The following is a 19517-nucleotide window of genomic DNA, read 5'->3' as shown; positions in this document are numbered from 1 at the left end:
CATCGCTCGATCACCCGTGACGGGTGCGACACCGAGGCATTGTGCGCGGCTGTCCCCGTCCACTTGGGAAGGTCCCCTCCTTGTCCGCTGTGTTCGCCTTGCCTGCCGCCGTGCGCCCGCCGCGCACCGTGGCCGTGCGACGCGCACTGCTGGCGGGGCTCTTCCTGATCGGCTTCGCCCTCCTCGGCGTCGCCTTCGGCACCGGCGCACACGCCGCCGACCGGACGTCCACTGACCGCCATCCGGCTGCGCCGGCGCTGACCGGGGCCCAGGCCCAGGGCGGCGCCGACGCGCCGCTGGCCACCGGCCGACTGCCGGAGTCCGGCGCCGCGTTGGCGCGCCAGGGGGCTACCGAGGGCGCGGGGCTCGCCGGCCGTGCGGACACCGCGGCGACCGCGGTCGAGGGCGCGGTGCGCCCCGCCGAGCGGGCCGCCGCACCCGTCACCGGCCGGATCACCGGCCCGGTGGACGCCGGGGTCACCGGCGTGGTCAGAGGGATCGGCGGGATCGGCCGCGCGGTCGGCGAGACGCTGCCCGTTCAACTGCCCGTCGGCACCCAGCCGGGGCGACCCGGCGACGGCGGCACGCCCGCGCACGGCGGGGCACCCGGTGGCGCCCCGGCCGGTCCCGGCACCGCGGACACCGGCAACGGCCCGGCCGCGCCGCACCTGATCCGGCCCGCGCACTGCGACGCCGCATCGCACCACCCGGTCGCCGCCCAGCCCCGTCCCGCCGCCGCTGCGCAGCGGGACGCCGGCCACCACGGCCTGCCGGGCCAGGGCCCGCAGGGCCCGGTCGCACCGCCCGCGCACACCGCGGGCGGCGGCCACGGTCCCCGTAGCGGAGACCAGCACGCCGCCGCACCGGCGGACTCCCCGCGCTTCGGGCTGCTGCCCGGTGGCGTCCGTGCGGCCGACGGCGCTCCGACGCGTCACCGGGCCGACGAAATCCTCGAATTCCCCGGCTAGGGCAGACCGCTTCCGCGTCTGAAAAGACCTGCCGCGCGGGGGCGGCACAGGTCTGCCCGCTGCACTCTCACGAATTCGAAGGACATCGCCACCATGCGTTCCACCATCAGCCGTTCCGTCGCCGTCGCCGCCACCGCCACTGGCCTGTGGGCCTTGGGTTCCGTCGTCGCCAACGCCGCCGAACTGCCCGCCACCCCGGACCTGCCCGCCGTCGGCACCGTCACCGGTGCCGCCAAGCAGCTGCCCACCGGCGCGGTCACCGGCACCGTTCAGAAGGCCGTCGGCACGGCCCAGAAGGCGGCCGGCACCGTCACCAAGACCGCGGGCGGCGTGGCCGGCACGGCGACCGGCGTCCTCGGCGGCGTCTCGGCCAACGAACTGCCCACCGGCCAGCTCCCCGTCGGTCAACTCCCGCAGGCCGGCGGCCTGGTGGACGGCGTGCGGCGCCTCGTCGGCGGTACCGGCCTGTCCGGCCTGCCCACCGGTGGTGTGCAGAAGGCCGTCGACACCAAGCAGGCCACCAAGGCCGTGAAGCGGGTCGCCCAGGTCGCCACCAAGGCCGACCTGGGCCGCGTCGGCGAGCTGGTCAACGGCGGGCTGCCCACCCTGCCGAAGCTGCCCGCCGTCCCGGGCGTCCCCGCCGCCAAGCTGCCGGGCGGTCTGCCCGTGAGCCTGCCCGGCGTGCCGGCGCTGCCCAAGGTCCCCGGTCTGCCCAAGGCCCCGGGTTCGGCCGACAACCTGCTGGCCGGTCTCGCCGGTGCGGGTCTGCGTCCCGAGCAGCTCACCAAGCAGGCCCAGGGCGGGCTGGCCACCGTGCGGCCGGTCGTCGACCGCGCCACCGGCGACGCGCTGCCGCCGGTCGCCGGTCGGGCCGTCGGCAAGGTCGTGCCGGTCGCCCAGGACGTGGTCGGCAACGCCGGTGCGCTCGCCGGTGACGTCGCGGGCCAGGCCACCCCGTTCGCGATCCTCGTCGGCGGCCACGTCCAGGTGTTCGTGCAGAACGCGCAGGGCGAGGCGCTGCCGTTCGCGCAGGGCGTCGCCGGGCAGGCCACCGCGCTCGCGCAGGGCGTGGGCAGCGACGCGGTGCCGTTCGCGCGGGGCACCGTCTCCGTCGTGGTGACGGACGGCAAGGCCACCGTGACCGACGCCGTCGCCGGCGCCAAGGGCCTGACCCCTGCCGTGCCCGCCAACCTGGCCGACCTGACCAACGCCGCCAACATCCCGGCGGTGCCCGCGCTTCCGGTGCGGGGTCTGTGAACCGTCCGGCCAACAGCGCGGTGCGCACCCGTTGGCCGGCCGCGGCGGCGGCCGGCCAACGGGGCGCCCGGGAAGCCGGATGAGGCGGACGGGGTGATGTGGGGATCACCCCCACCCGCCCGCTAGAAACGCCGGGTGGTCCTCTGTGGGGGAGGGCCACCCGGCGTTGTGCGTTGGGGAGTTCGAGCGGTGAGGATGTGGGTGGGGGTGTGGGTGGGGCGCGGGGCCTTGGCGGGGAACGGAACCCCTAGGTGGGGAGGGGAACGGATTCCCTAGGGGACGCGTGGGCCCCCTGCGGAGCCACAACGTGGCGGGGCGGGGCGGGTATTCCCGATCCCCAACGGCGCCCGCGGGGCAGCCGCCGCCGGACGGTCATGTGCCATTGGGCCGGCAGTCACCGTCGGACCGGCAGCCGCCACCGGGCAGGCATCGGCCTGGGGCAGGTGTCGGCCATCAGCCGGGTATCGGCCGGGTACCGGCCACCGGGTGGGCAGTTGGCATCGGGCGGGCAGCCGCCACCGTCGGGCACCCGCCAGCGGCCGGACACCGGACACCGGACACCGGACACCGGACACCGGACACCGGACACTGGACACCGGACACTGGACACTGGACACAGCCGGACGTTGGACGTCGGACACCAGACACCGGGCGCTCGACACCAGCCGGACATCGGACGTTGGACGTTGACCGTCGGGCACCAGACACCAGACACCGGACACCGGACACCGGGCACCAGGCACCAGGCACCAGACACCAGACACCGGACACCGGACACCGGGCACCAGGCACCAGGCACCAGACACCAGACACCAGACACCAGGCACCAGACACCGGGCACCAGACGCCGGGCACCGGTCACGGAGCGGTTGCCGGCCAGGCGTCCGTCGTTGAGTAGTCGCCTGCGCTCAACCAGGCGTCCGGGACTGGGCGTTCGGTACTCGGAGGTGGTCCCAGGTGACGCGGCCGGGGATGCCGTCGGCGTCCTTGCCGTGGAAGCCCAGTTTGCGTTGCCAGGAGGCGTAGGACTTGCGGTGGGCCTCGTTCCAGTCCGGGGCCGGGCCGTGGCGGTAGTGGTCGCAGCCCTCGGCGATCAGTCGTTCGGCCATTGCCACGATCAGCGGGCCACCGGCTCCGGAACGGAAGAACTCGCCGCCGGGGAAGGGCTCGTAGGGCGGGTGTTGGGGCATCGGCGGGATCGCCGACGGCCCACCCCTGCCACCAGTCCCACCAGCCCCATCGGCCTCGGCCCCATCGGCTCCACCAGAACCATCGACCCCATCGGCCCCGGTCGGAGCCGCCGACCCCACCGATCCCTTCGACGTCACCGACCCTTCCGAAGACCTTGACCCTTTCGAAGCCGCCAGTCCCTCCGACCCCACCGACATCTCCGGCTCCACCAATCCCACCGGCCCCGCCGGGGCCTTCGACAGGCGGGACTTGATGCGTTCGCGGAGGGCGTCCATGGTGAAGCCGTGGGGATCGATCTTGCCCGGTTGCCATTCCAAGTGGCCGATCACCGAGCGTTCGCCCCAGCCGTGCGCCCGGCAGAGGGCGGCGGCGGCCTTCTCGACGGCCAGTAACTGGGGCTCGGGCCAGGGGTCCTGGCCGTCGCCGAGGTTGATGCACTCGAAGCCGTAGAAGTGGCGGTTGCCGTCGGTGTCGGCGAGGTGGTCCTTGGGGAGCTCCTCCTCGTCGATGACGGCCTGGAGGACGAAGCGGTCGCCGAGGCCGGCGTGGTTGGCGCGGCCGTTGCCGACGAGGTGGAGCTCGCCGGCCTTGTCGATCACGCCGTGGCAGAGCGGTCCCGGCAGGTCCGGGCGGCCGTCGTAACAGAGGTTCACCGAGGCGTCGGTGCCCTCGGTGGCGGTGTGGTGGATGACCACGCCGTTCACCGGGCCCCAGGCGCCCTTGGTGTTCCGGTTGTGCCGGCGCCAGTCGCCGACCTCGTGGAGGACCAGGCCCTCCGCGCGCAGGGCGGCGAGCAGTTGGCTGCCGGTCAGCGGGGTGGCCATCAGTCCACCACCCCCGTCTCGTCGACCTGCGCCTCGGCCTCCGCGGTGGTCTGCGAGCGGGGGCGGGCGGGGCCGGAGCCGCCGTCCGGGCCGGTCGACAGCGTGCCCAGGCCGCGACCGCCGTCCCCGCCGCGCCCGCCGTCACCCGCGCCGGGAGCACCGCTGCCGCCGAAGTCGTCCCCGTGGTCCCCGGAGTCCTCGTAGCCCCCGGTGTCCGGGGAGGCGGGTGCGTCCGTCGTGGCCGGTGCCGCGTCGCCGGCCGCCGGGATGTCGGTGGCCAACGGGCGGAACGCCAACCGCAGGTCGGGCACGGCCTGTTCGCCGTGCACCCAGGCCAGCGGCGCGTAGTGGACGGCGATGCCGGCGGGGTGCTGGAGCAGCGGGCGGCGCGCCGGGTCGGTGGGCCATTCGACGCCGCCGGTGGCGGTGCGGGCCGGGACCAGCCAGAAGTCGCCCGTGCGGTAGGCGCCGCCGGACTCGAAGTACACCTCCAGGCCGTCCTCCAGCGGCAGCCAGCCGCCCTCCTCGACCGGCAGCGCGCCGTGCCGGAGCCGGCCGGTCCGGTCGCCGTGGCGGACCGTCCGCCGGCTGGACCCCCGAGGGCCGGACGTCCCGCGGCCGGGCTCCTGGTGGTCCCAGCGGCGCAGGAACGGATGGAGCTCGGGCCGTCGGCCGACGCCCGGCGCCGGCTCGTCGGAGAGCCGCACCCGACGGCCGGGCAGGTCGACCTCCTCCACCCGCAGCAGCGGCGCCGCCTCGCCCCGGCTGCTGTAGGCGGTGTCGACGAACTCGACCCAGTCGCCCACGTGGAGGGAGAGCTTGTCGTCGCCGCCCAAGGACGCCAACTCCACCCAGGTGCCGTCCAGTTCGTCGACCTGGAAGGTGGGGGAGCCGTTCTCGCGGGACCACTTGAAGGTGGCGTCCTCGGCGGCGCCGCCCTCGTGGACCTCGATGCGGTAGAGCTGGTTCTCCGGGCCGCGGTAGCGGGCTTCCGGGGCGACCAGGCAGGGGTCGTCGTCGCCGTGGTCGGGGCGTTCGCTGCGGGCCGCCAGCCGGCAGGCGGGGGTGGCGGCCTTGTGTGCCCAGCGGTCGAAGGCGGTGCGGATGTCGGCGGCCGGCGGGTTGTCGCCGTCCAGCTCCAGCTCGGCCGCGGGCAGCGGCAGCACCTGCCACACCACCTTGGTGCGGGCCGCGGTGTCCGGCAGCGCGGCGCCCAGCGCCACCTCGCGCAGCGCCGGGTCCTCGGCGGCGGTGACCAGCCGCTCCCACACCTTGAGGTAGACCAGGTAGGGGAAGTGGGAGGGCAGCCGGTCACCGGGGCGTTCGGGGTCGCGGAAGCCGTCGGGCTGGTTCCAGTACGTCCAGGTCTCGTCGGCGGCGGGGGCGGCCGGGGCGTCCGCCGGGTCGGGCGCGCCCTCCTGGTGGGCGGTGGCCGGCACCGGGGTGCCGGGCCGCGGGCGGGTGGCGTCGCAGAGGATGCCGTCCACGTAGTAGCGGCCGCCGCCGATGACCAGGTCGTCCAACTCGTGCGGGCCGCCCCGGAGATCGACCTTGAAGCCGGTGGCGCCGTGCGGGCCGCCGTGCGGGCCGATCAGGTCGGTGGCCAGGGTGCGGGCCTGGAAGAGCTGGAGCGCGGTCTGCTCGTTGGCGTCGGCGTCCAACTGGACCCGGCCCTGCTGCGCCACCACCGCGGAGTAGTGGCGCTCCGGCCGGTAGGTGATGCGGGAGAGGTCAGCGTGCATGGAAGGGGTCCCCCTCGGACGGAAGCTCGGACGGTCGATGGTGGGCGGCGGCGGTCAAGCCGCGGGCGGCGGGCCGGAGTTCGGCCGGTGCGCGCAGTGGACGGGGGTTCATGTGACGAACACGATCCCCGCGTCGGTGCCGGCCGGGGTGTACTCCGCGAGCCGGGCCCGCAGGCTGTCCGCGCGCTGCGGGAGGTAGAGGTCGTGGTACGCGCCGAGCTCCGCGCCGTCCTCCGCGCCGCGGCGGATCTCCTCGGCGCAGCCGGCCGCCAACTGCCCGTACCACGGCGTGCCGTAGCGCTCGCTGCGCAGCAGCGGGCGGACCCGGGCGGCCTCCGCGGGGCCGACCAGGTCCGGCTGGCAGCGGTAGCGGCGCGGGGTCCGCGAGCCCGGCGGGAGGTAGCTGAAGCGGACGCAGCCCACCTGGCGCCGGGCCGCGTGCACCAGGCCGGTGAAGAGGCTGTTCTCGGCGATCCGCACCGCGTGGACGTGGACCTCGCCCAGGACCGTGGTCCGGTGCGCGGACAGCTCCGCGTGCGCGTGGCGGCAGTCCGGGGCGGACAGCGCCGCGCGGTCGGTGCCGGTGGCGTCCAGGATGCTGTCGCGCAGATGGATCGGGAGCGGGTCGGTGCCGACCTCGTCGCCGAGCACCTCGATGGTGCCGAGGACGGTCCGGTCGATCTCCACGCAGGCCGTGGTGCGGTCCAGGACCAGGCTCGGCTCCTCCGGGGAGGCGGGGTGGCACTCCGGCTCCAGCGACCAGCCGGGCACCAGCGTGCAGTGCCGCAGCACCAACGACCCCAGCGGACCCGTGACGTTCAGGCCGCGGCCGGTGACCAGCAGCCCGTCCAGCTCCATCCGCGGCCGCTCGCCGGGCGCGCACTCCGCCTCCACGGCGCGGATGTTGAGGGCGTCCGGCCGGTTGCTGTACCAGTCCAGCAGCCGGATCACCGGGCGGGTGCCCTCCGCGGCGCGCAGCTGGAGCCGGTCGCCCGGCTCCAGGTCGAAGTCCAACTGCTCCTGGTAGGCGCCGCTGTGGACGATCTCGATGATCCCGTCGGGGCCGCCCCGGCCGGTGCGCCGGTCGTGCCGCCAGGCGGCGTAGGCGTCCATGATCCGCCGGAACGGGGCGTCGGGGCCGACCCGGTAGACGGCCGCGTCCGGCGGGGTGACCCGCCCGTGGTCGCCCGTCGCCCCCAGCTCGGCGCGCTCGCGGACGTACTCCCCGCCGCCGAGGTCGTCGCCGAACCCGTAGTGGTAGTCCACCCAGACGCCCTGCCGCGGCGCCGAGCGGGCCCCGAACGCGATCCGCCCCAGCTCCGGGTCGACGGCGACCTGCCCGCGCCGGGGCCGGTAGCGCCAGGCGCTCAGGTCGGCGACGACGATGTCGGCGAGCGGGACCGGGTGGTCCGCGTCGTCCGTCCGGAGCACGAAGCTCTTGCCGGGGCCGTAGTAGTCGGCGAGCCGGTCGTGCAGTTGCCGGCGGGTGATCAGCGCCGGGACGTTGTCGAGCGCGGCGAGGTGGGTCGCCGACGGCTCCGGCTCCGGGCGGGTCACCAGGGGGGTGTCGTTGCCCAGGATGGCGAAGGTGTAGAGGTTGCGGGCCCGGTCGATGCAGTACGCCGGCGCCCTCGTCACCGCGTACGGCTTCAGCCGCCAGACGAACAGACCGACCCCGGCCGGGGAGTAACCGCCCTGCGTGCGCGCGGAGTTGGCGCGGCGGACGTCCACGGTGCGCGGGACGGTGCCGAACGGGCCGCCGGCCAGGTCGAGCGCCGCGCCGTCCCGGACGTCCACCAGCCGGCCCCGTCCGCGCCGCCGCGCGTCGGCCTCCTCGGTGGTCGAGCCGTAGAGCCGCACCGGCTGCTGGTGCGCGACCAGCCGGGAGAACTCAACCGCCCGCGCCGGCCAGCCCGCCACCCCCTCGGACAGCTCCTCCAGCAGCGCCAGGGTGCCCTTGCGCCGCCGGTTGCCGACCGTGGCGGCGACGTCCCGGCGCGGCGCCAGCGCCTGCGCCAGCCGCCGCCGCGAGGAGTCCGGCAGCCCGCCGTCCCGCAGCCCGGTGGCCAGCACCCGCTCGTACCCGGGCAGCGGGCGGTAGCCCACCAGATCGCCGAGGTAGGGCAGCACCCACTCCGCCGCGGTCTCCACGAACCAGTCGTCGTACTGCTGGGCCACCCCGTCCCGGACCCGGTCCACCTGCTCGGCGATCACCGCCAGCAGGGCCCGCAGCGGCTCGCCCTGCTCGGCGTCGCGCAGCCGGTGCCACTGCGGGAGCAGCTCCGCGAGCCCGTCCGGCTCCCTGTTGGTGGTCATCGGGTCTCCTCGGTCAGGATCAGCGTGTCCGCGACCCGCGGGTCGAACAGCGCGAGTTGGGCCGGCCGGACGCCGCGGAAGACGCAGAGCGCGCGGCCCTTGGGCAGCGGGCGGGTGTCGGTGAGGTCGGGGTTGAGGCGGAGCAGCTCCGCCAGCGGGATGCCGTACCGGGCGGCGACGGCGGTCAGTGTCTCCCCGCCGTCCGCCGTCACCTCGTGGATCCGCTCGTCGAAGCGGGCGGGCCGGGCCGGCACCGACTCCCGCGGCGGTCCCGACAACGCGCCGGCCAGCGCGGCCAGTTCGTCCGTGGTGACGGACGCCGGGACGCCGGTGAAGGCGTCCACGTCCACATAGTCCACCCCGGGCACCGACTGGGCCGCGGCCAGCACCTCCGACAGCCGGGCCGGCTGCCCCAGCTCCCGGCCGTCGTAACCGAGCCGCGCCCACAGCGCCCGCCGCACCCGGGGTTCGACCAGCGGCCAGGAGTGGTCCGGCAACACCTTGACCCGCGCCGCGCACAGCAGCAGCACCGGCTCCCGGACGTCCACCCGCACCGGCAGCCGGCCGTCGCCGTACTCCGCCAGCGACGCCCGCAGCGCGTGCAGCACCTCCGCGTCCGGCGCGAGGGGGACGTCGTCCACGCCGGCCACCGTCACCTGCAGCACCTGCCGCCGCCCGTCGAACACCTCGCGGGCCGCGGCCCGTCCGATGCCCGCCCGGGAGCGCGCGAAGTCCTCGTAGTCCACCAGCGACACCAGCCGGTCCAGGGCGGAGACCGCCAGCGGGATGGTGCGCCGGGTCAGCGCCGGGCCGTCCGCGTCGGCGCCGCCGGTGGCCGGCTGCGGGTTGGTGACGCCGGTGACGCCCAGCGGGCGGGTGACGGCCTGGGTGATCCGGTCCGCCGCGACGTTGGCGGCCCGGCCGGTGCCGAAGCGGTAACGGGCCCGGACGTTGTCGTGGCCGCTCGGCAGCCGGGCGCCGTGCACCCCGTCCCCGAACGTCACCGTCGTCCGCCCGCCCGCGCCCTCGGCGCTGGAACGGGAGCCGTCCCCGCCCGTGGTGCCGGTGACGTACACCCGCTCATGGGGGCCGCGCCCGGCCAGGCTGTCCACCGGGTGCCAGCGCAGCCCGTCCACCCGGATCTCCAACTCCGGTACGGCGCCAAGGGGGTTGTCGGCCGGCCGCCAGGTCAACGGGGACTGCCACAGCGCGAAGGTCTGGTGGGCGCGCGCCGCGTCCCCGCTGCCGATCGCCTCGTCGCGGCTCTCGCCGTGCGAGGCCGGGACCACATTGCCCCGCACCCGCACCGACTCCCGCCGGTAGCGGTGCGCCAGGTTCCGGGCCAGGGTGAGCGCGGTGTGCACCCGGTCGCCGGGCAGCTCCGGGTCCACGGTCTGCGCCACCTCCGCGATCACCGCCAGTTCGGTGCCCCGCATCCCGGTGACGCCCGGGATGTCGGTCCGCTCGCCCGAGACGACGAGCCGGCGACCCGGCCGCAACCCCTCGTAGAGCGTGGCCAGTTCGAGCCGGTCGCCGTGCACGTCCTCGCCCACCGGCTCGTCCGCCTGGGTCAGCTCCGCACCCGCGGCGTGCACGGTGGTGTCCCGGATCGCGTCCAGCGTCACATCGTGCTCGTCCAGCCACGGGTCGGCCAGCGTCAGCAGGGTGCCCCGGCCGGTGATCCCGTACTGGGCGTGCACCGCGGTGCGGACGGCGGTGACCCGGGTGGTGACGAACGCCAGCTTCTTGTCGCCGGGGATCCCGTCCGGGCCGTCCGCGCCCTTGCGGGGCCGTTCGATGGCGACCCAACTGCCCACGGTGATCCCGTCGTAGACCGCGTCCAGCGCCAGCGCGCGCCGGTCGGCCGGCTTCGGGACCGTCGCGAGCGCGATCTCCACGCCCGGCGGCTCCCCGCCGGCCGCCACCCGCACCCGCACCTCGTACGTGCCGTCGGTGACCTGCCGGTGCTCGCCGGGCGCCAACTGCCAGGACTCGGCCGTCCCGTTGTCCACCGAGACGTGGACCCTGCCGTCCTCCGCCGGGCGGGAGACGAACAGCGTGCGCTCCGGCAGCCCGGGCAGCAGTCGGGCGGTCACCCCTGCCTCGGGGGCGCCCGCCGCGTGCCGGCCCAGCCAGCTCAGCTCGTGCTCGGGGCCGGTGCGGGTGGACAACTCGATGCGGCCCCGGCCCAGTTCGAAGCTGGTGTCGGCCGGCAGGTTCTCCGCCCGCTGCACCGAATTCCCCGTCTCGACGTACTGGAACTCGGCCCGCACCGGGGTCTTCCCTGCGGTGTCGAAGACCACCCGCACCGTGGTCAGCGCCGCCCCGGTGAGCGGCCAGTCCGCGGTCCTGATGACCCGGCCCCGGTCGTCCTGTACGGGCTTGAGCGGGGCCGTCGCACCGAACGGGGCGGCGGTGACCCGCATCGCCATCAGGGCGCGCAGCAGCGGCTGGTCAGCGGGCTTGCCGGCGCCGGCCGCCCGCGGTGTCGCGGCCCGTCGCCACGCCGGGTAGAGGCCGTCGGCGACCCGCGGGTCCAGTGCGGAGAGCAGCCGCGCCCCCAGGTCCGCGCCGGCGCCGAAGGCCCGCCCGGGGTCCGCGGCGACCTCCCCGGCCGTGGACGGCGGGCGCACCACCCGGGTGCGCAGCGCCGGCAACACGGAGGCCAGGGCGGCCAGGGCCGGCGGCACCGGGGGAGCGGAGGTCGAGTGCCGGTCGGCGGGGTCCCGCTCGCCGCCCCCGTCCCCCGGCACCTCCGGCGGCTCGCCGCCCAACTGGTCGGCCCGTCGCGCCAGTTCACCCACGACCGCCTGGAGCTCCTCGAACCACGCGACGACCTCCGGATACCCGGCCGCCACCGCCTGCGCCTCCGCCAGCCGCTCGTGCGGCCCGGCCAGCCGCGCGGCGAGCGCCTCCGGGGTGGCGATCGCGTCCAGGTCCTTCCGCAGCGGCGCCAACACCTGCGCGTCGAAGTCGGCGACGAAGCGGCTGACCGGGCGCGGGTTGGGTGCCTGCGGCGTGGCCGGCGGCGGATAGTCCGGGTCGTCCGGGTCCGTTGCCGGGGGAGGTTCGGTGATCCAGGCCCGCAGCTCGGTGATCAGCTCCGGCAGCGACGCCGGCGCGGCCTTCGGCAGCCCCACCAAGGTCACGTCCTCGGTGCGGTCCGGCCGCACCGACGCCGCCGGCAGCAGCACCCGCCGCGCCCCGAAGTCGAACAGCAGCCGGTCCCCGACGGTCAGCCCGGTGGCGGTCCCGGCGACCAGCAACTCCGGCCGGGACGAAAGGTCTTCGGCGGTCAGCAGCGCGGGCCGCCGCTGCCGCACCGCCAGCTCGTTCCACGCCCAGCGCGCCGTCAGGTCCTCGTCGGTCTCGAAGGTCTGCGACTCCTCGTCGGGCCCCGCCGGCACGCTGTGACTGCGCGCCCCCCGCGGGACGACCACCGGCAGGTCCCCGGCCCGCGGGTCGCGGTCCAGGGTGTAGGCGAGGTGGGTGTCGGCGGCGACCCCGGGCCGCGGCCGGTGCCCCACCAGCCGGCCCAGCAGCGCCAGCGAACGGTGCTCGTTGGCGGTCCGCAGATACCCCTCGTCGGCGATCCGCTCGCTGTGGAACGTCAGCAGGTCGCCGAGGACCGCCCAGGCGTGAAGCAGCCCGATGGACGGGTCGTCGGGGGTGCGGACGGTCAGCCCGCGCAGCGCCGGATACGCCGGCGACGCCAGCCGGTCCAGCATCGCGGACAGGAACGAACCGTGCTCCCCCACCCGGTAGTTGAGGGCGGTGCGGCCCGGCGGGTTGTAGAGCGCGGGATCGGCCCGCCGCTCGTCGTGCCCGCCGCCGTCACACCCGCACCGGCAGCCGGTGCCCGCCGTCTCGTGCTCCGTCATCGCCCACCCCCGAGCTCGATGACCAGCCGGCCGTTCTCGGGCCGGTCCGGGTCGTTGTCACAGCGGGCGATCTCCAGCGGCCCCAGCCGCAACACCCCCGCCTCCCGTTCCCCGCGGTCCTCGTGGAACATCCGGCGCAGCCGGTCCACCACCACGCTCCGTACGCCCGGCACCGCCGCGGCCACCGCCACCAGCCGGCTCAGCCGGACCGGCTCCCCGAACGTCAGCGCGTCCGGATGGAAGAAGCCCAACCGCCCGCCGGGCAGCACCCGGCCACCCAGCACCCGGTACAACTCGGCCAGGATCTGCCCGTGTTGGTGCCCCGGCTCGGCGCACACCGTCAGGGCGACGTCCAGCGGCGCCCACCGCGCCGGCTGCACCACCAGGTCGTGCCCGATCCTGCGGTAGCCCTCCAGCGCGTACCCGATCCCGTCCAGGAGCGCCGGGGTCGGCTCCTGGGTCCCGTAGGCGTCGATCGCCACCCGCGCCTCCTGGAGGGCGCCGGTCCAACGGATCTGGGCCGCCGCCCGTTGGACGCCCGGCAGGTCGGCCGCCAGTGCCGCGTAGTCCTCCGCGGTCACCGCCCGCAGCCGGGTCCGCTTCAGGTCCAGCGGTGCCAACTGCCGCACCTGCTCCAGCGGTTCGGGGCCGGTGCCGCCCACCGCGGGCAGCGGGTTGCGGACCCCGACGACCGGCAGGGGCTCCGCGGCATCGGACTCCTCCGGGTCGCGCCGCAGCACCAGATGGCCGATCGCCCCCGCGCCGACGTTGCCGGCCGGGCCGCCGCCGATCCGGTAGTGAACGGCGAGCCGGGCGCCGGGCGTCGGCCGGGCCCCGTACCGCCCGTCGCCGAACCGCAGCGCCAGCCGCCCGTCGTCGCCCAACTCCCCCACGAGGTGCCGGTCGCGGGGCCCGCTGCGCAGCAGATCGCGGCGCGGGAGCCACTGGGGCCCGCGCTCCTCGCCTCCCGGGGAGATCTCCCGAAGGCGGATCGCCGGCAGGGCCTCGCGCGGGTCCTGGTGGACCGCGGCGGCCGGGCCGTGCAGCACCGGCTCCTCGGGATCCAGCCCGTCGGCGTACCCGGCGCCCCAGGTGTGCGCGATCTCCCACGCGGTGCGCGCGTCCAGCACCGTCCCGGCCCGCGCCCGCGCGGTCAGCACCGCGAGCCGGCGCAGCTTGCCGTCCAACAGGTGCGGGCTGCGGTGCAGCAACTCTCGCAGCGCCCGCACCGGATGCCGGACCAGCTCCAGCTCCGCCAGCAGCCGCAGCCCGAACAGCACGGCCAGCTCGGCGACCTCCGCCTCGTCCAACCCGTCCCGGTCCCGGGCGCTGCGCCACAGCTCCACCAGCCGCGCCCGCACCCGCTCCGGGACCGCCGCCAGGTGCTCCGCCTGCCCGGCAGCGATGTGCCGCGGCTGCGGGAACGGCACCGCCTGGACGACCGGCGCCCGCCCCAACACCGGCCTGAAGCGCGGCGCGATTCCCGGGTACACCGACTGCGCCAGCAGCGTCCGCAAGGCCGCGGCCTGCGCATACGCCGTCCCGGGCGTCACCTTCTCGGCCCGCAGCCCGGCCGACGCGAGCCCGATTCCGGCCCGCTCGGCGGCCTCCTCACCCACCGCCGTGAACAGCCGCCGGACGTCGTCGGGCGTCAACTCCCGTCCGTCCTCGGCCCGGTCGATGAGGTCGCCGAGCAGCCGCGCGACCTCGTTGCCCCCGTGCCCGCCGTCCCAGCAGCCGAAGGCCGGCGGGCCGCAGGACGGCAGGACGGCCGGGACGGGCGGCACGGTGACGGTCTCGGGGGCGACCTCGGGAAGCCGCCCTCCGCCCTCATATCCGTCCCCGTCCCCGTCCCCGTCCCCGTCCAGGGTCCGGCCGTGGTCCACCAGCAGCACGTTTCCGCGGGCCACGCTGACGTCCTCGACGGGCGCGCAGTCGCGGCCGCCGAGGGTGGACAGCCGCAGCGGGAACGTGAGCGCGTCCTCCGGGCCCCAGGTGACCTCCAGTACGGGCCGCCCCAGCAGGTGATCGACGGCCGGGGTGACGGACCTCAGCCGCACCACCTGCCGGTGCGTCGGGTCCTGATCGCCGGGCGTACCGGTCCGCGGGCCCTTCACCTCCTCGAAGAGCAGCAGGTCCCCGGGGGCGAGCGCCAACTGCCGTCGCCCGCCGTCCTCGTCGACCCAGTCGTCGGTGAGGGTGGCGCGGGTCGCGCCCTTCGGCAGCCCGCACACCTCCCCGCCCCACGTCCACAGGCGGACGGTGTTGTGCTGCGGCAGCAGCGTCAGCGGCGCGTCGCGCACCACCGGCTCGAAGACCTCCAGCGAGCCGCGCTCGGCCAGCACCGCCAACTCCCGGTCGTCGAGGACCGTCCCGAGCTCCGGCCGGTCCCGCGGCCCGTAGGTGCGGTAGTCGACGGCGGCGAAGCGGAACGAGCCCGGCGGCAGCGTCAGCGGCGCCACCGCCTCCAGCGCCACGAACGCCCGCGCCGTGCACCCGTCGTGCATCGGATAGTCGATCAGCCGCACGTGCCGCCGCACCGACACCCGGCTCCGCGCGGTGTCCAGATACGCCTCGGTCGCCACCGCGTCCTGCTGGTAGCTGATCTGGTCCGCGGTGTACGCGAGCAGCTCGACCAGCGTCGTCCCGAGGTCGGCCGGGTTGCGCTCCACCCACTCCGGGGTGGTCAGCCGCAGCCGGTCCAGGACGACCTGCCGGAGGGTGGCGTAGTCCCGGGCGGTGTAGTCGATGACGGGGGTGGGGGAGGAGACGGGAGCGGGGGAGCGGAGCGCGTCCGGTGGGCCCCCGGGGCCGGGAACGCCGTGCCCGTCCGCGCCCCCGTCCCCGTCCGCGCAGTCGAACGGCGTCGGGCAGTTGGGCCGGAACGAGAACTCCGCGGAGAAGTACCGCTGGTCGAACCCGGGGAACGGCGCGCCGCCCGGCCGCCCGTACGGGTCGGTCTCCACCACCGACAGCCGGTACGGCGAGAAGTCGCCCACCCGGTCCAGCGTCACCACCAGCCGGTCGTCGAGCTCGGGGTCCTCCTCCCGCTCGACCGTGATCTCCAACGCCTCGATGCCGGTGATCCGGCGCCCGCCGTCGATCCGGACGTTCTCCGGGCGCAGCCCGTGCGGCGCCTTGCCGAGGAAGGTGACGGTCAGCGTCCGCCCGTCCTCGGAGACCTCCACCTCGTCGACGCCGTTGCGCCGCTCCTGGCGTATCCGCTCCCGCCGGCTCACCCCGGCCGCCCGCGCGGCGCCGCTCATCACGCCACCCCCCGTCCCTCGAAGACCTCATCGCGACGACTGGCGGTGGCGCGCACCACGTACTGGAGGTACACCCGCACCACGTTCTCCTCGCTCACCACGTCCAGCGACGCCACCTCGATCAGCTCGCCCAGCCAGCGCTGGAGCGCCGCCTGCACGGACAACTCGACGGCCGAGGCCAACTCCGGGCTGCTCGGCGTGAAGACCAGGTCCAGCAGCCCGCACCCGAAGTCCGGCCGCATCACCCGCTCGCCGGGGCTGGTGAACAGCAACTGCTCGATCAGATCCCGGACATGCGCGTCATGACGGGCGTGCGCGGTCCGCCCCCGCCGGTCCACCCGGTACGGAAAGGCCAGGTCCGTGCGGCGCACCTGCCCCGCTGCCGCCCTCATCGGCTCGTCACCCCCTCGGAACCGCCCCACCGGCCCCCGCCGACGGACGCCACCACCGGCGGGCCCTGCGGCACCAGCCCGGCGCTGAAACACATCGCCGCCGACGCGTCCAGCAGCACCGGCACGCCGTCGACGCACACCTGCTGAGCCCCGCCGCCGTCCGCGGTCCACCGCACGCTGGCGCAGGGCTGCGGCCGCCCCGCCACGACGTGCGTGCACCCGCTGACGGTGAACAGCGCCGCGGCGGTCGCCACCGCCGCACCGTCGATCCGCACCGCGCCCGCGCCGTCACCGCCGGCCGGGACCGGCACCACCAGCCCCCCGTGCGGACATCCCATGACCACGCCGCCATGGAGGACGTTTCCGCTCGCCATCTGCCCTGCCTCCCCCGCTGTCGTCAGTGCTTCTTCGGCACGGTCAACCGACCGTCGTTCACGTCGACTTGCTCCCCGGCCAGCGAGATCGACGCCCCGTGCCCGTTGTTGATGTGGACACCCGTGGCATCGATCCGCACATACGCGCCGCCCGGCGCCTCCAACAAGATCCCCTCGGTGGGCACGTCCGACAGCACGATCTTGTGTTTCCCCGGCGTCTGGATCACCACCGGATGCGAAATCGCCGGGTCCCGTTGCGCGTCCTCCGGCAATTCCTCCCGCCGCCCGTACCAACACCCCACCCACACCGGGAAACTGGGATCCCCCTGCTCGAACTCCACCCACACCCCGGCCCCGACCGACGGCACGACCACCTGGCCGGCCCGCTCACCCGAGAACGGAAAACACGGCAACGCCCAGGTGGACACCTCATCGCCCAACACATCTGGGACCTGGACCCTCAACCGCCCGATTCCCATCGGGTCGTCATTGGCCGCCACCCGGCCCCGGAATTTGCCGAGGAAGCGGTTGTTCGGTGCACCGGCCATGCGCGACTTCTCTCCTTGACGGCGGTTACGGCGGTTACGGCGACTACGGCGGTTAAGCGTGGGTGGTGCTGTCCTGAGGGGGCTCGCCAGAGCTTGGTCGGTGGGGCCCGATGGGGCTTCGCTAGGGCCGAACGGTGCCGCGGCGGGCGATCAGCCCCTCCCTCGACAACGTGAAATTCTGGAGGTAGGAGCCGATCCGCAGATTGTGCGTCACGCTCTTCACGTAGTAGTCCCCGTCGTAGGTGATCCCGGCGCCGCGCACCCCCACCAACTCCCGTGGCCGCAACACATATCCGTGCCGCGTCACATCCAGCGAACCGGATCCCGAGATGGCGTCCGCACTGGTGGCGGCCCGCCCCAACGCCTCGGCCCGCGCCAGCCCCTCGTCCATCTTGGCCGTCCCGCTCAGCGTCTTCCGCTTGAGCGCCGGCGACCCGCGCAGCCCCAACGGCGGCCGCAACGGGCTGATATCGGGCGGCGCGAGCAAGGGCGCCCGCCGCGTCACGGGATCCTGCACCCGCGCCTGCGGCTCCTCCCTGGCCGTCCCGTCATACGCGAACGTGAGCTGGTCAACCGTCGAATGGGCATCCATATTGACGTTCAGGGCGTGCTGCCGCTGTCCGAGCCGCTGCTCCGGTCCCCAGAACGCCGTTGAACGCCCCGGCACCGGACCCGGCTCCAGATAGAACGTGTAACCGTTGGCCCGCGCAAGGTCGTTCACATACTGCAGATCCGTCCCCGTCTGGTAGTCGACCCGCACCTGTTCCCGCGGCGGCTGCGGAATCTGCTCGCGAATGATCCGCGTATCGATCCCGTAGTCGGCGTACTTGGACAGAATCCGCTCAACCCGCTGCGAGGGCGCCAGATTTGGATACCGGTCCGTCCGCTCCTCCAGATCCATCAACAGCGACAGATCCTCCCCGGTGAGGGTCAGCGTGCTCTGCCCGGGATGGTTGCTGCTGCCCACCTCGTGCCGCACGATCACCCCGTCCAGCAACACCACCGGCGTCCCCCTGATGGCAACGGTGACGATGACCCGGGTCTTCGGATCGAAAAACCCCTCCGGCAGCAACCGCTCGACGATCGCGCCCTTCTTCGTCAGGTCAAAAGCCAGTTGAAACCCGCTCCGCTCACCCGCCGTACTGGTGATCTGCGCCGACAACAGCGCCTCCATCACCTCCTGAGGCACCAACCGCGCCAACTTCGGCCCCATGTACAGCGATACGTGAATCGGCCCCCGCCCGACCGGCTCGTCCCCCTCAGCCATGCCGCACCCCCGCCCCGCCGGCCCCATTCGCGAACCCACCGGGCAGCGGCACCGCTATCTCCACCCCGGGCTCCTCCGTCAACTCCCGCGGCTCCAACACCGGATTGGCATCCGCGATCCGCCACCACTGCCCCGGATCCCCGAAATACCGCTGCCCGAGCTGATCGACCCGCTCCCCGGCACCCACGACATGCGTCACGGCCTCCGCCTCGCCGTGCTCCAGCTTCGGCAACAACCGCCGCTTCGCGTACCGCACTTCACTCCCCTCGGGCATCGTGTGCACCCCGATCCCGATCCCCGCATACCGACTGCTCCGCGGATATGGATGCGCCCCGGGAGCATCGTCCAACGCCCGCTCATACGGCTCGATGCCCATGCCTTTAGATCCCCCTCCCCATCCCCAACTGCGCCAACGTCCCGCCCCGCGCCCGCCGCGCCAACTGCTCCTTCTGCGCCAGGTGCGCGAGATAGAGCGCCGCCCCGGGGTGCCCGGCCGGCAGGTCGCTCACCGTCAACACCTTCAACCCGATGCTGAGCGAGGCCCGAATCGGATTCAGATTCACGTCGAACGCCGACTCATTGACCGACAGCTCCGTCAACCGCACCGGCATGACCCGCTTGCTGCCCCACGTGAACAACGTCAACGGCATCTCGATCGGGCTGATCTCGATGGTGCCCTTCTTCGTCAACTTCGACGCCGCCAAGAGCTGCGCGGTGGTCGGCTGCACCAACATCTCCAGCACCGCCAACTCCGGATGAATCCCCTCCGGCGCCGCCACATCCAGCTGATCGGTGGCATCGATCTCCGCCGTGAACTTCCACGTCTCCTCCGCCGGCCCCTTCAGCCGCAGCGCCTCGTTGCGATCCCCACCGCTCCCACCTCCACCGCCCCCGCTGTCCCCCTCCCCACCCGCAGCCTGCGGCGCCACCTGCCGCTCCAACGTGTCGGGATTGAACTGCAACACGATGACGCGCTGCGGAATCCCAAGCTCAGGATCGACAACAACTATTCCGGACCGAATGGGCTTGGGGATGTCGGCGTAGCGGGTCATGGATTCCTCCCATTATTCGGTCACTTGGTTGGCAAGTGCCTGGACGGCTCGCGAATTCTCCAGAACCCGTTCCTCGGCGTCTGTGGGTACGCCACCACCTCTTGAATCCTCGGGTTCACCCACCCATTGACGCATCGCCGTCAGGGGTGTCATTCCGGTCTCTCTGGCTCGCTTCAGGCGGCCGCGCCATGTCCCACCGGCGTCGAAACCTGTGGCGCCTGCTCCCCGTCGAGGGAAGAATCCAGCGGCGTCTTCCGACTCGGACTCGGAAGCCCACAGGTAGCCGATCAGCTGTCCGCGAAGCAGCACCGGGAAGAAGTGGACAGGGGTTTGCGAGATTCCCAGATACTCGTGGCGCTCCAATGTAAACGGGCTCAGGTCGCCGAACTCGGTGGGGCGCCCCGAGGGTAGGTCTTCCGGGTAGTGGGACATCGCGGAC

At 74.4% G+C, this 19517-nt stretch carries 14 protein-coding genes; 2 read left to right on the top strand and 12 right to left on the bottom strand.

Annotated features, from left to right (window positions below):
• The first annotated feature begins 80 nt into the window (after positions 1 to 80).
• Both PV796_RS15855 and PV796_RS15850 read left to right on the top strand, forming a co-directional pair.
• Positions 81 to 968 carry a hypothetical protein gene (locus PV796_RS15855; RefSeq protein ID WP_274913824.1) on the top strand — a complete coding sequence of 296 codons (888 nt, stop codon included), beginning with the start codon at positions 81 to 83 and terminating at the stop codon, positions 966 to 968.
• 93 nt (positions 969 to 1061) lie between these two features.
• Entirely contained in the window at positions 1062 to 2225 is a 1164-nt protein-coding gene (locus tag PV796_RS15850) for a hypothetical protein (RefSeq protein ID WP_274913823.1), read from the top strand.
• Between the two features lie 908 nt (positions 2226 to 3133).
• Here PV796_RS15850 and PV796_RS15845 read toward each other — a convergent pair.
• The 12 genes from PV796_RS15845 to PV796_RS15790 all read right to left on the bottom strand — a co-directional run bounded on the left by PV796_RS15845 (position 3134) and on the right by PV796_RS15790 (position 19510).
• A complete protein-coding gene (locus PV796_RS15845) occupies positions 3134 to 4240 on the bottom strand; it encodes a peptidoglycan-binding protein (protein ID WP_274913822.1) in 1107 nt (368 codons plus the stop codon).
• Complete coding sequence (locus PV796_RS15840) at positions 4240 to 5982, bottom strand: DUF6519 domain-containing protein (RefSeq protein WP_274913821.1); 1743 nt, start codon at positions 5980 to 5982, stop codon at positions 4240 to 4242. Before PV796_RS15840 ends, PV796_RS15845 begins: the two co-directional genes overlap by 1 nt.
• A gap of 108 nt (positions 5983 to 6090) precedes the next feature.
• Positions 6091 to 8298: a hypothetical protein gene (locus PV796_RS15835; RefSeq protein WP_274913820.1), complete on the bottom strand. Its 2208-nt coding sequence runs from the start codon at positions 8296 to 8298 to the stop codon at positions 6091 to 6093.
• Positions 8295 to 12179 carry a putative baseplate assembly protein gene (locus tag PV796_RS15830; RefSeq protein WP_274913819.1) on the bottom strand — a complete coding sequence of 1295 codons (3885 nt, stop codon included), beginning with the start codon at positions 12177 to 12179 and terminating at the stop codon, positions 8295 to 8297. The genes PV796_RS15835 and PV796_RS15830 overlap by 4 nt, the downstream gene beginning before the upstream one ends.
• The gene (locus tag PV796_RS15825; protein WP_274913818.1) at positions 12176 to 15445 is read right to left on the bottom strand and encodes a putative baseplate assembly protein; all 3270 of its coding nucleotides are present in this window, start codon (positions 15443 to 15445) and stop codon (positions 12176 to 12178) included. The genes PV796_RS15830 and PV796_RS15825 overlap by 4 nt, the downstream gene beginning before the upstream one ends.
• Entirely contained in the window at positions 15445 to 15837 is a 393-nt protein-coding gene (locus PV796_RS15820; protein WP_274913817.1) for a GPW/gp25 family protein, read from the bottom strand. The genes PV796_RS15825 and PV796_RS15820 overlap by 1 nt, the downstream gene beginning before the upstream one ends.
• Positions 15834 to 16211, bottom strand: a complete 378-nt coding sequence (locus tag PV796_RS15815) for a hypothetical protein (protein WP_274913816.1) — start codon at positions 16209 to 16211, stop codon at positions 15834 to 15836. Before PV796_RS15815 ends, PV796_RS15820 begins: the two co-directional genes overlap by 4 nt.
• 23 nt (positions 16212 to 16234) lie before the next feature.
• On the bottom strand, positions 16235 to 16759 hold the full coding sequence (locus PV796_RS15810; protein ID WP_274913815.1) for a phage baseplate assembly protein V: 525 nt from the start codon (positions 16757 to 16759) through the stop codon (positions 16235 to 16237).
• 121 nt (positions 16760 to 16880) lie between these two features.
• The gene (locus PV796_RS15805; protein WP_274913814.1) at positions 16881 to 18026 is read right to left on the bottom strand and encodes a hypothetical protein; all 1146 of its coding nucleotides are present in this window, start codon (positions 18024 to 18026) and stop codon (positions 16881 to 16883) included.
• Positions 18019 to 18300 (bottom strand): hypothetical protein, encoded by a 282-nt coding sequence (locus tag PV796_RS15800; RefSeq protein WP_342456916.1) that lies wholly within the window; start codon positions 18298 to 18300, stop codon positions 18019 to 18021. The genes PV796_RS15805 and PV796_RS15800 overlap by 8 nt, the downstream gene beginning before the upstream one ends.
• Positions 18301 to 18406: 106 nt before the next feature.
• A complete protein-coding gene (locus PV796_RS15795; protein ID WP_274913812.1) occupies positions 18407 to 19078 on the bottom strand; it encodes a hypothetical protein in 672 nt (223 codons plus the stop codon).
• Positions 19079 to 19090: 12 nt separating this feature from the next.
• Positions 19091 to 19510, bottom strand: a complete 420-nt coding sequence (locus tag PV796_RS15790) for a hypothetical protein (RefSeq protein WP_274913810.1) — start codon at positions 19508 to 19510, stop codon at positions 19091 to 19093.
• Between the last annotated feature and the right edge of the window lie 7 nt (positions 19511 to 19517).

The sequence above is a fragment of the Streptomyces sp. WZ-12 genome (assembly GCF_028898845.1).
Classification (GTDB): Bacteria; Actinomycetota; Actinomycetes; order Streptomycetales; family Streptomycetaceae; genus Streptomyces.
The sequence above is the reverse complement of the archived record's forward strand: the minus strand, read 5'-3'. Positions and strand labels throughout refer to the sequence as shown.